The 13,709-nt window shown below is 69.6% G+C and carries 14 protein-coding genes; 11 read left to right on the top strand and 3 right to left on the bottom strand.

Features of this window, described 5'->3' with window-relative positions:
- Positions 1-4 precede the first annotated feature (4 nt).
- The 5 genes from AB5J62_RS38695 (at position 5) to AB5J62_RS38675 (ending at position 3,223) form a co-directional block, all read left to right on the top strand.
- The gene (locus AB5J62_RS38695) at positions 5-682 is read left to right on the top strand and encodes a TIGR00266 family protein (RefSeq protein WP_370944996.1); all 678 of its coding nucleotides are present in this window, start codon (positions 5-7) and stop codon (positions 680-682) included.
- Positions 683-685: 3 nt separating this feature from the next.
- Entirely contained in the window at positions 686-1,312 is a 627-nt protein-coding gene (locus tag AB5J62_RS38690; RefSeq protein ID WP_370944995.1) for an AIM24 family protein, read from the top strand.
- 81 nt (positions 1,313-1,393) lie between these two features.
- Positions 1,394-1,597, top strand: coding sequence for a cold-shock protein (locus AB5J62_RS38685; protein WP_370944994.1), 204 nt, complete (start codon positions 1,394-1,396; stop codon positions 1,595-1,597).
- Positions 1,598-1,634: 37 nt separating this feature from the next.
- Positions 1,635-3,047, top strand: a complete 1,413-nt coding sequence (locus tag AB5J62_RS38680; protein ID WP_370944993.1) for a serine/threonine-protein kinase — start codon at positions 1,635-1,637, stop codon at positions 3,045-3,047.
- Positions 3,047-3,223, top strand: a complete 177-nt coding sequence (locus AB5J62_RS38675) for a hypothetical protein (protein WP_370944992.1) — start codon at positions 3,047-3,049, stop codon at positions 3,221-3,223. The genes AB5J62_RS38680 and AB5J62_RS38675 overlap by 1 nt, the downstream gene beginning before the upstream one ends.
- Here the strand turns inward: AB5J62_RS38675 and AB5J62_RS38670 are convergent.
- Entirely contained in the window at positions 3,220-3,903 is a 684-nt protein-coding gene (locus AB5J62_RS38670) for an alpha/beta hydrolase (RefSeq protein WP_370944991.1), read from the bottom strand. The genes AB5J62_RS38675 and AB5J62_RS38670 overlap by 4 nt on opposite strands.
- A 68-nt stretch (positions 3,904-3,971) precedes the next feature.
- Here AB5J62_RS38670 and AB5J62_RS38665 point away from each other — a divergent pair, with 68 nt between their 5' ends.
- Positions 3,972-4,847 (top strand): cupin domain-containing protein, encoded by an 876-nt coding sequence (locus AB5J62_RS38665; RefSeq protein WP_370944990.1) that lies wholly within the window; start codon positions 3,972-3,974, stop codon positions 4,845-4,847.
- A gap of 250 nt (positions 4,848-5,097) precedes the next feature.
- Positions 5,098-6,726 carry a chaperonin GroEL gene (groL, locus tag AB5J62_RS38660; RefSeq protein WP_370944989.1) on the top strand — a complete coding sequence of 543 codons (1,629 nt, stop codon included), beginning with the start codon at positions 5,098-5,100 and terminating at the stop codon, positions 6,724-6,726.
- Between the two features lie 147 nt (positions 6,727-6,873).
- Here groL and AB5J62_RS38655 read toward each other — a convergent pair whose 3' ends face one another.
- Positions 6,874-7,143, bottom strand: a complete 270-nt coding sequence (locus AB5J62_RS38655) for a PspC domain-containing protein (protein ID WP_370944988.1) — start codon at positions 7,141-7,143, stop codon at positions 6,874-6,876.
- Between the two features lie 70 nt (positions 7,144-7,213).
- Between AB5J62_RS38655 and AB5J62_RS38650 the strand changes: the two genes are divergently transcribed.
- The 3 genes from AB5J62_RS38650 to AB5J62_RS38640 all read left to right on the top strand — a co-directional run bounded on the left by AB5J62_RS38650 (position 7,214) and on the right by AB5J62_RS38640 (position 9,803).
- Positions 7,214-8,020 carry a DNA polymerase beta superfamily protein gene (locus tag AB5J62_RS38650; protein WP_370944987.1) on the top strand — a complete coding sequence of 269 codons (807 nt, stop codon included), beginning with the start codon at positions 7,214-7,216 and terminating at the stop codon, positions 8,018-8,020.
- Positions 8,020-8,826: a transporter substrate-binding domain-containing protein gene (locus AB5J62_RS38645; RefSeq protein ID WP_370944986.1), complete on the top strand. Its 807-nt coding sequence runs from the start codon at positions 8,020-8,022 to the stop codon at positions 8,824-8,826. Before AB5J62_RS38650 ends, AB5J62_RS38645 begins: the two co-directional genes overlap by 1 nt.
- Positions 8,827-8,897: 71 nt before the next feature.
- On the top strand, positions 8,898-9,803 hold the full coding sequence (locus AB5J62_RS38640; protein ID WP_370944985.1) for a M23 family metallopeptidase: 906 nt from the start codon (positions 8,898-8,900) through the stop codon (positions 9,801-9,803).
- Here AB5J62_RS38640 and AB5J62_RS38635 read toward each other — a convergent pair.
- Positions 9,800-10,732, bottom strand: a complete 933-nt coding sequence (locus AB5J62_RS38635; RefSeq protein WP_370944984.1) for an o-succinylbenzoate synthase — start codon at positions 10,730-10,732, stop codon at positions 9,800-9,802. The two genes, AB5J62_RS38640 and AB5J62_RS38635, sit on opposite strands and share 4 nt — an antisense overlap.
- Before the next feature lie 61 nt (positions 10,733-10,793).
- Here AB5J62_RS38635 and AB5J62_RS38630 point away from each other — a divergent pair, with 61 nt between their 5' ends.
- Positions 10,794-13,616 carry a BTAD domain-containing putative transcriptional regulator gene (locus tag AB5J62_RS38630; RefSeq protein WP_370944983.1) on the top strand — a complete coding sequence of 941 codons (2,823 nt, stop codon included), beginning with the start codon at positions 10,794-10,796 and terminating at the stop codon, positions 13,614-13,616.
- Positions 13,617-13,709 lie beyond the last annotated feature (93 nt).

The following is a 13,709-nucleotide window of genomic DNA, read 5'->3' as shown; positions in this document are numbered from 1 at the left end:
AGTCATGCAGGTTCAGATCCGTCATCAGCCCTCGTTCGCCGTCGCCAGACTGGTGCTCGCGCCCGGCGAACCCGCCCAGGTCGAGTCGGGCGCGATGATGGCGACGAGCTACGGCGTGGCGGTCCAGTCGCAGGCACAGGGCGGGATCATGAAGGGCCTCGGCCGGGCGTTCCTCTCCGGCGAGTCCTTCTTCATCTCCACCTTCACCGCGCCGCAGAACGGCGGCTGGGTCGACGTCGCCGCGAACCTGCCGGGCGACATGCAGGTGCTCAACCTCGACGGCCGCACCGGCTGGTGCGTGACCAAGGGCTCGTGGATCGCGTCCTCGCACGGCGTGCACACCGAGACCAAGTGGGGCGGGCTGAAGAACCTCGTCGGCGGCGAGGGCGGCTTCCTCACCCACGCGACGGGACAGGGCCCGCTGGTCGTGGCCTGCTACGGCGCGCTCGAGGCCGTGACGCTGCAGCCGGGCGAGGTCGTCACCATCGACACCGGGCACATCGTCGCGTTCGCCGACACCGTGCAGTACCAGATCCGCAAGGTCACCCAGGGCATCATCCAGTCGATGAAGAGCGGTGAAGGCCTGGTCTTCGACTTCGCGGGCCCCGGAACCGTGCTCACCCAGACCCGCAACCCGTCGGCGCTCTCGGCGTGGGTCATCGCTCAGGTGCCCGCGCGGTAGACCATGCGGGTCCACACCAGGCACACCCCGCACTTCGGGGTCGCGCGCATCCTGCTCTCGCCGGGCGAGGCCGTCCAGGCCAATGCCGACGCGATGGTCGCCAGCAGCTTCGGCGTCTCCGAGACCCCGCCCGCGCGCGGCGGGGTCCGCTCGCACGGCAAAGGCCTGCCGTCGGTCTTCAACGCGCCCGCCGAGGGCGGCTGGCTCGACCTGGCGCCTGCCGTGGCCGGTGACGTCTACCCGCTGGAGTTCGACGGCCAGGTCGGCTGGTCGGTGCGCAAGGGCGCGGTGCTCGCGCGGCCGTCGACACTGCGCCACGACCAGAACTGGCAGGCGCACGGCAAGCTGTTCGGCGCCGACAACGGCTTCCTCGACCACTACTCCGGGGTCGGCCCGCTGGTGCTGTCGGCGGCGGGCCCGGTCGACGCGTTCGCGCTCGAACCGGGCGAGCTGGTCACCGTCCGGCCCGACTACCTGCTCGCGTACCCCGATTCGGTGCAATGCAGGCTGCGCGCGGTCGACCCGTCCGGCCCGCAGTCGGTGGCCACCGGAGAAGGGCTGGCATTGGACTTCGCGGGGCCCGGAACGGTGCTCGTGCAAGCCCGTAATCGGCGGCTTTCCCAGGCGTGACGTTGCGGCAAATCGCCGATTGCCAGCCGCCGGAGCGCCGGTAGCGTGAATCGGTACTTCCTTTCACCGCAGGAGGATGCCTTGACCGCAGGCACCGTGAAATGGTTCAACTCCGAAAAGGGCTACGGATTCATCGAATCCTCCGAGGGGCCCGACGTGTTCGTCCACTATTCGGCGATCCAGTCCGACGGGTTCCGCACCCTGGACGAGGGCGATCGGGTCGAGTTCGAGGTCCAGTCCGGCCGCGACGGGCGCGACCAAGCCGCTGACGTCCGGAAGGTCTGACAGCGGGTGGAGATCGGCGCGCGTTAGAGTGCCGATCGTGACAGGCGACGTGTCGGGGGACCTCACCGGTCGCCGGCTGGGCAACTACCGCATCGACGGCGTGCTCGGCAAGGGCGGCATGAGTGTGATGTACAAGGCCACCGACGTGCGCTTGGGGCGCAAGGTGGCGCTGAAGGTGATCGGCGAGCATCTGGGCGCCGACGCCGAGTTCCGCGAGCGGTTCGTCGACGAGGCGCGCAACACCTCCGCGATCGACCACGCGAACATCGTCCCGCTCTACGACTTCGGCGAGCTCGACGGCATGTTGTACATCGCCATGCGGATGGTCGACGGCGCCGACCTCGCGAGCGCCATCGGCGGCGGCCCGATCGCCCCGGTGCGGGCGCTGAGCCTGCTCGATCAGGTCGCGGACGCGCTCGACAGCCTGCACAACCGCGGCCTCGTGCATCTCGACGTCAAACCGGCCAACGTGCTGGTGACCAGCCGCGAGTCCTCCCGCGAGCACGTCTACGTCGCCGACTTCGGCCTGACCAGGCGTGGCGCCACCGGGCACCGCACCCGCGGCGGCGACTTCCTCGGCTCGCCCACCTACGCCGCGCCGGAGCACCTGCGCGGCGAGCCGCTCGACGGCCGCACCGACCAGTACGCGCTGACCTGCGTGCTCTTCGCCTGCCTCACCGGCAGCCCGCCCTTCAAGGGTGACGTGCCGACAGTCATCAAGGGCCACCTCAACGGCGACCCGCCGCTGGTCTCGCGCGTGGTCGCGCTGCCGCCCGCGATCGACGAGGTCGTCCGCAAGGGCATGGCGAAGAACCCGAAGGACCGCTACGCCAGCTGCGTCGAGCTCATCGCCGCCGCGCGCCGGGCACTGGGTCAGCTCGCGACTTCCGAGAAGCCGCCGGGCCCGCCCGGCGCGCCCTCGTCGACACCACCACAGGGAGAGGGGGCACCAATGAATCCCTATGGACAGCAGCCGCCCAACTACCAGGGACCGCAGGGGCCCCAGCAGGGCCCGCCGCCCGGCTACGGCCATCAGCAACAGGGCCCGCCGCCCGGGTACGGGCAGCCTCAGGGGCCGCCTCCCGGGTACGGCCCGCCTCCCGGGCAGTACGGACACCCGCAGCAAGGGCAGTACGGCCCGCCGCCCGGTGACCCCGTGCGCCTGCGCCCGCCCGCGCCCGCCAGCAGCGCCGCCTCGTTCCAGCAGGGCGGCAAGAGCGGCGGCGGCAAGAAGTGGATCTGGATCGTCGCCGGACTCGTGGTCGTCGCGGCCGTGGTCGTCGGCGTGATCCTGCTGACGAACAAAGGCGACGACAAGGGTGGGAACCCGGGTGGCAACGAGCCGAAGACCACCGCGCCGCAGATCCCGGTCGGCAGCGGCGGCCCGACGAGCGGCCCGAAGTCCTCGCTCAAGCCGCCACCGTCGATCTCGGTGCAGCCGAGCAACTGATGTACGCCGGTGAATTCGAGATTCACCTGACGGTCTCCGAAGCGGGCGCCGCGGAGTCGGTGCTGGCCTGGAACGTCGACTGGCCGAACTTCGTCGACGAGTACCCCTCGATCACCGGTGGCGCCGAGCAGTGGCAGCACCGGCTCGCGCCGGCTCTGCGTTCGTCGTTCGGCTAGCCGGCCGCCTCTTCGATGAGGTCGGCGATCGCGACCGGCTGAGACGCGAGCGAGGCGTGGCTCGCCGCGAGTTCGACCGTCTTGCGCGTGGTCATCCTGGCGGCCATCCGGCGCTGGTTGTCCGGGTGGATCATGCGGTCCTCCGTGGACACCTGGTACCAGGACGGCTTGGTGCGCCAGGCAGGCGTGGTGACCGTGTCGCCGAACGTGGAGCCGACCGGCGCTTTCTGCGTGACGGCCATGACCAGCGCCTCGTCCTCCGGCAGGTCCTGGCAGAAGCTCTCGCCGAACTTGTCCTGCGCGATCCAGAGATAGCCGTCGGAGTCGGGCGCGACGTTGCCACCGCCGACGGCGGGGTGCGCTTCGCTGATCTGGGCCAGGCTTTCGCCGGCGTCGGGCGCGAACGCGGCGACGTAGACCAGGCCCGTGACGTTGGGCAGGTCGCCGGCCTCGGTGATCACGGCGCCGCCGTAGGAATGCCCCACCAGCAGGACAGGGCCGTCGACCTGACGGATCATCTGCCGGGTTCGCGCCGCGTCGTCGGCGAGTGAGGTGAGCGGGTTCTCCACGGCGTGCAGCGAGCCGAAGCCACGCTCGCGCAGCTCGACGATGACCTTCGCCCAGTGCGCGGCGCCACCCCAGAAACCGTGGACGAGCACCACGGTCGGCTTGACGGACATGGCGGATTGCCTCCTTGATCGAGTGGATACTGCTGCTCGCAACCTATGAGGAGGATGAAGCAAGAACCATGGCCCAGCGACCGGAGAACTTTGCCGTTTCACCAGCGGCGGCCTACGCCGACCAGGACTCGCTCTCCGATGTGCTGCAGGCGATCCACCTGCACGGCGGCGACGTCACCTGCTTCACCGGCGTCGGACGCCAGGCGTTCGCCGAGGGCGCGCGGATGGTGCACCTGGTCGAGCACGGCGTCATCCGCGTCGAGATCGCGGGCGCCCAGACCGTGGAGATCTCCGACGGCGGCATGGTGCTGCTCGCCCGCGGCGCCGCGCACGTCATCAAGGCCGACGCGGGCACCCAGTGGGTCACCGGCGAGTTCCTGGTCGAGAACCCGGTCGCCGCGCCGCTGCTCGGAGTGCTCCCGCCCGCGATCGTCATCACCTGTGACGCGGCCGGGCTCCCGTGGCTGCCGCTGAGTCTGCAGCTGATGGTGTCCGAAGTGGGCGAACCGCGGCCCGGCTCGCGGGTGATGGTGTCGCGCCTGCTCGACCTGCTCTTCATCCGCGCGCTGCGGACCTGGGCTGCGGTGTCCGGCCGCGACGCCGACCCCGGCTGGCTGACCGCCGCCATGGATCCCGTGCTGGGCCCGGTGCTCGCCGCGATCCACCGCGCGCCGGAGCGCGAGTGGCCGGTCGACGAGCTGGCCAGGCTCGCCGCGCTGTCGCGCTCGGCGTTCGCGGGACGGTTCACCGCGCTGGTCGGCGAACCGCCGGGCGCCTACGTGCTGCGGCGGCGGCTCGACCACGCCGCGCACCTGCTGCGATCCACCGCCGAACCGGTCGGCCGGGTCGCCGCCACCGCGGGCTACACCTCGGAGGCCGCGTTCACCCGCGCGTTCGCCCGCGCCTATGGCGCCGCGCCACGTGCTTGGCGGCGAGCTCGGTGACACGCTCCTGACCTGCGTTTCTTGCACTCTCCCCCGTAGAGTGCTAAACACGCATTGGCACTCGGCACCGTCGAGTGCCAGGTGGATGGTCGCCGATCATCCCACCTGAAGGTCGGGACGGTGAGGCCGTGCCGAGGGGAAACCCTGGCAGGTCGTCCGTCGCGGGCACCGAGCCTGGCCGTGGAAGTAGTCCTGCTGCTGTCGCCTGCGCGGCTGACGGCAGCGCCCAATACCGGAGGACCACACCGTAATGGCCAAACTGATCGCGTTCGATGAGGAAGCCCGCCGCGGTCTTGAGCGCGGCTTGAACATCCTCGCCGAAGCCGTCAAGGTGACGCTTGGCCCCCGTGGCCGCAACGTCGTGCTCGAGAAGAAGTGGGGTGCGCCGACGATCACGAACGACGGCGTCTCCATCGCGAAGGAAATCGAGCTCGAGGACCCCTGGGAGAAGATCGGGGCCGAGCTCGTCAAGGAAGTTGCCAAGAAGACCGACGACGTCGCGGGTGACGGCACCACCACCGCCACCGTGCTCGCCCAGGCCCTGGTCAAGGAAGGCCTGCGCAACGTTGCCGCCGGCGCCGACCCGATCAGCCTGAAGCGCGGCATCGAGCAGGCCGTCGAGGCCATCATCGAGCAGCTGCACAAGGCCGCCGTGCAGATCGAGACCAAGGAGCAGATCGCTGCTACCGCCTCGATCTCGGCCGCTGACCGCACCATCGGCGAGCTCATCGCCGAGGCGCTCGACAAGGTCGGCAAGGAAGGCGTCGTCACTGTCGAGGAGAGCAACACCTTCGGTCTCGAGCTCGAGCTCACCGAGGGCATGCGCTTCGACAAGGGCTACATCTCCGGCTACTTCGTGACCGACCCGGAGCGTCAGGAAGCCGAGCTCGAGGACCCCTACATCCTCCTCTTCGGTTCCAAGATCTCCACGGTCAAGGACGTGCTGCCGCTGCTGGAGAAGGTCATCCAGTCCGGCAAGCCGCTGCTGATCATCGCCGAGGACGTCGAGGGCGAAGCCCTTGCCACCCTGATCGTCAACAAGATGCGTGGCACCTTCAAGTCCGTCGCCGTCAAGGCGCCCGGCTTCGGTGACCGCCGCAAGGCCATCCTGCAGGACATCGCGATCCTGACCGGTGGCCAGGTCATCTCCGAGGACGTCGGCCTCAAGCTCGAGAACGCGGACCTTTCCCTGCTGGGCAAGGCGCGCAAGGCCGTCATCACCAAGGACGAGACCACCATCGTCGAGGGTGCTGGCGACGCCGACCAGATCCAGGGTCGCGTCAACCAGATCCGCGCCGAGATCGACAACTCGGACTCGGACTACGACCGCGAGAAGCTCCAGGAGCGTCTGGCGAAGCTGGCCGGCGGCGTGGCCGTCATCAAGGCCGGTGCCGCCACCGAGGTCGAGCTGAAGGAGCGCAAGCACCGCATCGAAGACGCGGTCCGCAACGCCAAGGCCGCCGTCGAAGAGGGCATCGTCGCCGGTGGTGGCGTCGCTCTCATCCAGGCCGCCGAGGCAGCCTTCGCGGGTCTGAAGCTCGAGGGCGACGAGGCCACTGGTGCCAACATCGTCAAGGTCGCCGTCGAGGCGCCGCTCAAGCAGATCGCGATCAACGCCGGCCTCGAAGGCGGCGTCGTGGTGGAGAAGGTCAAGGGCCTGCCGCAGGGTCACGGCCTGAACGCCGCCACCGGTGTCTACGAGGACCTGCTCGCCGCCGGCGTGCCGGACCCCACGAAGGTCACCCGCTCCGCGCTGCAGAACGCCGCCTCCATCGCGGCGCTGTTCCTCACCACCGAGGCCGTTGTCGCCGACAAGCCGGAGAAGGCCGCCCCGGCCGCTCCGGGTGGCGACGGTGGCATGGGTGGCATGGACTTCTGAGTCCAGCTGCTTTGTGAACACCGGGAAAGCCCGGTCCGCTTCGGCGGGCCGGGCTTTTTCTTGTCCTTGGACGTAAAGGGGCCCCGGACGCGCGAGGGGTCGCGTCCGGGGCCGGGGTGGAGGGTTCGTGAACTGTCCCCTAGACGGTCAGGCGGGGACGGGGATCTCTTGGTCGAGGGTGACGTCGGCGGCCGCTTCGGCCGGGGTCAGGATCCACGCCGCGGCGTAGATCGGGATGGTCATGCCCATCAGCACGAAGGTGGCGATGGCCATCAGCACGCGGACCGCGGTCGGGTCGATGCCGAAGTAGGTGGCCCAGCCGGCGCAGACGCCGCCGAGCTTGCGGTCGGTGCTGCTGCGGAAGAGCGGCTTGGCGGCGGTGGCGGTGGTCTGGGAGAAGTTCACGTTGTTCGTCATGGGATAACCATGACTCGTAGACGTACGTATGGACATCCGGGAAACCCCTGAGTCCATCCCTGAAAACCGGATGACCCGGACTTCGGGGTCGCGGTACTACTACCTGGTGAAACACGACAGTCCCGAGTTCAAGGCCATCGCGGAGCAGGGCATGATCCTGCGCTGTGAGGTCGGCTCCGGCCTGCTCGGCACCGCGCTCGACGGCGGCCAGGACCGTGACGAGATGGGCATCTGCGTCGAGCCGCCGGAGTACGTCGCCGGGCTGCGGCGCTTCGAGCAGTACATCCACCGCGCGCGGCCGGAAGGCGTCCGGTCGGAGCCCGGTGACCTGGAACTGGTCGTGTACTCGCTGCGCAAGTGGATGCGGCTCGCGCTCAACGGCAACCCGACCGTGCTGCTCCTGCTGTTCGCGCCGGACAGCGAGCTCGTCGAGATCAACGACTTCGGCCGTGAGCTGCGGGCGAACACGCCGATCATCGTGTCGCGGCAGGCCGGGCACCGGTTCCGCGGCTACCTCGCCGCTCAGCGGGACAGGATGCTCGGCAACGGCAGCCAACACACCAACCGGCCGGAGCTGATCGAGAAGCACGGCTTCGACACCAAGTTCGCGACGCACATGGTCCGGATCGGCGTACAGGGTGTCGAGCTGCTCGAAACCGGCAGGATCACGCTGCCCGTCCCCGAACCTTGGCGGACCTGGCTGCGTGATCTGCGGCTGGGCAAGCACACGAAGGACGAGGCGCTGGACGCCGCGGCCGACCTGGACGCCCGGCTCGAAACGCTGATCCGGACTTCGGCGCTGCCGGAGCGTCCTGATCACGACGCGGCCGACGAATGGCTGGTGCGGGTCCATCGGGAGGCTTGGAAGATGGCCTGATGGCGATCACCCTCAAGTCGACGACGGGCAAGCTGGCGGCGCTGATCACGGTGGCGGTACTGGGATTCGGCACCGCGGGCGCGGCAGGCGAAACCGGCCATGACAGCAGCAGGCTCGACACGATCACGCGCCGCGGCGAGGTGAAGGTCTGCACCACCGGCGACTACCGCCCCTTCACCTACCGCGACGCGAACGGCAGCTACAGCGGCATCGACGTCGAGCTGGCGAAAGAACTCGCGAACAGCCTCAACGTCCGGCTCACCTTCGTGCCGACCACGTGGAAGACACTCCTCGACGACCTGGGACGCCGCTGCGATCTCGGCATGGGCGGCATCTCGGTCACTCTCGACCGTGCCAAGCGCGCCTTCTTCTCCGAGCCGTACCTGCGCGACGGCAAAACCCCGATCACGCGGTGCGAAAACGCCGAGAGGTTCCAGACCCTCGCGCAGATCGACCAGCCGGGCGTCCGCGCGATCGTCAACCCCGGCGGCACCAACGAGCAGTTCGCCGACGCCAACCTCAAGCGCGCGACCATCGTCCGCCATCCCGACAACAACACGATCTTCGACGAGATCCTCAAGGGCAACGCCGACCTGATGATCACCGACGCCACCGAAACCCGCTGGCAGGCGAAGCAGCATCCCGAACTCTGCGCGGTCCATCCCGATCAGCCGTTCACCTTCGCTGAGAAGGCTTATCTGTTGCCGCGCGGCGATGTCGTCTTCCAGGAGTGGGTCGACCAATGGCTGCATCTCGCGCTCAACGACGGCACCTACGCCCGCATCAGCAAGCCCTGGCTCGGCTGAACGCCATTTGTATCTCGCTTGTACGGACATCCGGCACAGTACGGACCAACAAGCCGAGAGAGGACATACCGATGGCAATCAGACGCTGGATCACCGCGGTGGCCACGCTGGCGTTGGGTTTGACCAGTGCGGCCGTGATCGCGTCGCCCGCCGGCGCCGCCGGTCCGCGCCCCAACTTCCAGGTGCCGTTCCCGTGCAACCAGACCTGGAACGGCAACAACGACAACTCCAGCGCGCACGTCGGCTGGGAACTCGACTTCAACAGGGGCGGCACCGCCGACGCCGACCTCGGTGACACGGTCGTCGCCGCGGCCGCGGGCAAGGTCGTCATCTCCGCGCACCAGGGCTCGACCAACGGCTACGGCAACCTGGTCAAGATCGACCACGGCGGCGGCTGGACCAGCTACTACGCCCACCTGCGCGCGCGTTCGGTGAGCGTGGGCCAGCAGGTCGCGCAGGGCCAGAAGCTCGGCGAACTCGGCAACACCTCCAAGCCGGGCAACAACATCTCGCCGCACCTGCACTTCGAGATCCGCACCTCGGACCAGGCGTACCCGAACAACACGCAGAAGGCCGTCTTCAACGGCACCACGTTCCCGTACCCGCACGCCAACGTCACATCCAAGAACACGTGCAACGGCGGCGGCAACAACAACCCGTACGACGCCGTCGAGGTCTGCGGCACCGGCTACAAGGTCATCGACTCGGCGGCGCTGGGCTCGGCGGGCACCGCGTACCTGCTCTACAACTCCGCCAACGGCAACAACTGCGTGACCACGATCAAGAGCACCTCGGTCGGCACGGCGAGCGCGGTTTCGGCGTTCCTCGAAGTGCAAGGATCAGCGCGTAAAGCCGACAGCGGCAGCTTCGAGTACTACGCCGGTCCGGTCAGCGCTCCGGCGGGCAACAAGTGTGTGAAGTGGGGTGGCTCAGCGGGTTCTTCGAACTACGAGAGCGGCTTCGAGCACTGCGGCTAATGAGACCGCACCCTGGTCAGGCGGTCCACCCACCTGGCCAGGGTGTCTTCATCCGGAGCGAAACGATCACGCAGATCCGGCTCCGGCGCGCGGCGCGGCACCGGCAGGTAACCGTCCACAGGGGACAGTGAAGTCGAGCAGACGTCGTTCTCCAGCAACGACATCGTGCCGAGTCCACAAGCGAATTCCAGTGACGGCAGCGCGCCGGCGAGCGCCAGCCCCGCCGCCAGTCCGACGCTCGTTTCGACGGCCGACGACACCACGCACGGCAGCCCGCACGCTTCGGCGACTTCCAGCGCCAGGCGCACGCCGCCGAGCGGCGCCACCTTCAGCACCGCGATGTCGGCCGCGCCCGCGACGGCGACCCTCAACGGATCCTCGGCACGGCGGATCGACTCGTCAGCGGCGATCCGCACGTCGACCCGGCGCCGCACGGCCGCGAGCTCTTCGATGGAAACACAAGGCTGCTCGACGTATTCGAGCCCGTCGGCCGCCTTGTCGAGCACCCGGATCGCGTCGACGGCCGGGTCGACCTCCCACGCCGTGTTCGCGTCGACCCTGATCGCGCCGGACGGGCCGAGCGCGTCGCGCACCGCGGCCACCCGCTCGCAGTCGTCCACAAGGGACGAGCGCGGATCGGCGACCTTCACCTTCGCCGTCCGGCAGCCCGACACCGAGACCATGCGATAGGCCTCTTCCGGCGAGACGACCGGGACGGTCGTGTTCACCTCGACCCGGTCGCGGACCGGTGCCGGCCAGCCGATTTCACTGGCTTCGACCGCCGAAGCCAGCCATGGCGCGGACTCGGCGTCGTCGTACTCGGTGAACGGGCAGAACTCGCCCCACCCCGCGGGCCCGTGCAACAGCACGCCTTCACGCACGGTGATACCGCGGAACCGGGTGCGCATCCGGAGCGAGTAGACGTCCATCCGCCCGATCCTGCCACGCCGAGCACGTGCCGTTTTGACCGGCAAGAGCCAGAATGAGGTGGTGGAGCTCCAGTTCCGTGTGCTCGGCGCCGCCGAGGTGACGGTCGACGGGCGGCCCGTTCCGCTCGGCGGCAGCAGGCCGCTGATCGTGCTGGCCGGACTTCTGTTGCGCCCCAACCAGGTCGTCTCCGTCGAAGAGCTGAGCCGGTGGCTGTGGGACGACGACGACCAGCGCCGCTCCAAGGGCGCGTTGCAGACGTACGTACTTCGCGTGCGCCGCGCGCTCGGTGAGCTGGCGCCGATTCGCACCGAACGCGGCGGCTATCTGATCGAAGTGGACGAAGCCACGCTCGACCTCACCCGCTTCCGCGACTTCGCCGCCCGCGGCAAGCGCGCGGCGGCCAGGGGCGAGCTGCGGCAGGCCGCGAGCCTTTTCGCCGACGCGCTCGCGCAGTGGCGTGGCCAGGCGATGAGCAATGTGGAGTCCGACGCGCTGCACCGCGACGAGATCGCGCAGCTCGCCGAGGAACGGCTGCGCGTGCGCGAGCAATGGGCCGAGGCCATGCTCGCGCTGGGCGACTACGTCACGGTCATCCCGGAATTGGCGGACCTGACCAGGGAAAACCCACTCCGTGAGCGGTTGCACGAGCAGCTGATGATCGCGCTGTACCGCGCCGGGCGCCAAGCCGAAGCGCTCACCGTCTACCGCGAAATCAGCGCCGTGCTCGCCGAGGAGCTCGGGCTCGACCCCGGCGCCTCGCTGCAGCGCGCGCACCAGGCGATCCTCACCGGTGACGAGACCGCACGGGTCGCGATCAGCGCGGATCTCGCGGCGTACCGGCTCGGCTCCGAGCCGCTGATCCCGCGCCAGCTGCCCGCGGACCTCGGCGCGTTCGCCGGCCGCGAGGCCGACCTCAAGGCGTTGTGGGCGCTGGTGCCGGAGCAGCCGTCGGAAGGCACGGCGTCGTCGCCGATCGCGTCGATCGAGGGGATGGGCGGCATCGGGAAGACCACGCTCGCCGTGCATTTCGCGCACGACGTCGCGGACCGGTTCCCCGGCGGCCAGCTCTACGCGAACCTGCGCGGCTACGGGCCGGGCGACCCGGTCGAGCCCGCCGCCGCGCTGGAGACGATGCTCGCCTCGCTCGGCGTGCCCGCCGACCGGATCCCGAGCGACCTCGACGGCCGCGCGTCGCTCTGGCGGACGCACAGCGCCGGCCGCCGGCTGCTGATCCTGCTCGACAACGCCGCCGGCACGGAGCAGGTCAGGCTGCTGCTGCCCGGCCCCGGCTGCCTGGTGCTGGTCACCAGCCGCTGGCAGCTCCGCACGCTGGTCGCACGGCACAGCGCGCACCGCGTCGCGCTCGACGAGCTCGCCGAGCAGGACGCGATCACGCTGCTCGCCGCGACCATCGGCGTCGAGCGCGCGAAGGCCGAGTGCGCGGCGACCGAACGCTTCGTCGATTACTGCGGCAGGCTCCCGCTGGCCATCCGCATCCTCGCGGTGCGCGCCGACCAGTTCCCCGAGGTGCCGCTGGCGGACTTCCTCGACGACCTCGACACCGAGCACGACCGGCTCGGCTCGTTCGACCTCGCCGACGGCGACGAGACCAACATCCGCGCGGTGTTCTCGCACTCCTACCAGGCACTCGACCCCGCCGCCGCGCGCATGCTGCGGCTGCTCAGCCTGCCGACGGGCGCCGACTTCAGCGCGCCCGCCGCCGCCGCGATCGCCGGCGTCGACCTCGCATCGGCGCGCACCAGCCTCAACCGGCTCGCCTCGGCTTACCTGCTAGGCCAGCCGAGGCCGGGGCGGTACCAGTTCCACGACCTGATCCGCGTGTACGCGGCGGAGTTGTCCTCGCGCTTCGACTGCGAAGCGACGCGCGCGGCCGCGATCGACCGGCTGCTCGACTGGTACCTGTCGTCGGCGCTGAACGCGTCCAAGATCCTGCGACCGGAGCGGCACTACCGGCTGGTCGGCGAGGTCGACGGCGGCTCGCAGTTCGGCTGCCACGAGCAGGCGCTGGACTGGTTCGACGAAGAGGAGGCCAACCTCGTCGCGGCGGTCAGCTTCGCGTTCCGGGAAGAGCGCTACGAACGCTGCTGGCAGCTCGCTTGGGTGCTGCAGTCGGCGTTCATCATCCGCGCGCGGCTGGACGAATGGCGTTCCGTCTTCGACCTCGCGCTGCGCGCCGCGCGGCTGGCGAAGAACCGGGCGGGCGAAGCCGGGATCCTCAGCGGACTCGGCGTCGCGCACGGCGTCGCCCGGCAACACGCGGACTCACTGCGCTACCTGCGGCAGGTCTTGGAGATCCAGCGCGAGCTGGGCGCGCGCGAGGGCGAGGCGCGGGCGCAGTACAACCTGGCGCTCTCGGCCGGGAACAACGGCGACCAGGAACGGGCGTACGGCCACGCGCTGGAAGCGCTGCGCCTGGTCCGCGAACTGAACCTCGGCAACCTCGAACCCGATGTCCTGCAAGCACTCGGCGACATCAGCGCCGAAATGGGCGACCACGCCAAAGCACTCGAACTCGCCGACAGCGCGCTCGCGATCTGGCGCCGCGCGGGCATCGTCGAGGACGAGCGATTCGCGTTGCACAGCCGCGGCAAGGCCTTGGTCGGACTCGGCCGCACCGCCGAGGGCATCGGCTGCATGCGACAGGCCGTCGACATGTTCTTCAGCCGGGGCGAGTCGTACGAGGCCGCGGACGTGCTGGCCCAACTGGGTGACATCCACCTGAGACTCGGCGACGGCCCGTCCGCCCGCGACTGCTGGCTGCGCGCGGTCCGGGTGCTGACCGAACTGTCCCACCCCGCCGCCGAAGACGTCCGAGCCAAACTCGGCGGACTGGTCGCTTCGTTCGGCCCGCCCGCGCACTGACCCCCAGTGAACAGCGCGCGGGCAGGCCGCCCCGACGGTGTCACTCAACAGGACGACGCTCACTCCCCGCTGACTGATGTTTGGACCACGCGC

Origin of the sequence: Amycolatopsis sp. cg5, assembly GCF_041346955.1 — a bacterium.
In the GTDB taxonomy this organism is placed as follows: Bacteria; Actinomycetota; Actinomycetes; order Mycobacteriales; family Pseudonocardiaceae; genus Amycolatopsis.
This window is presented reverse-complemented; position numbering and strand designations above follow the sequence as displayed.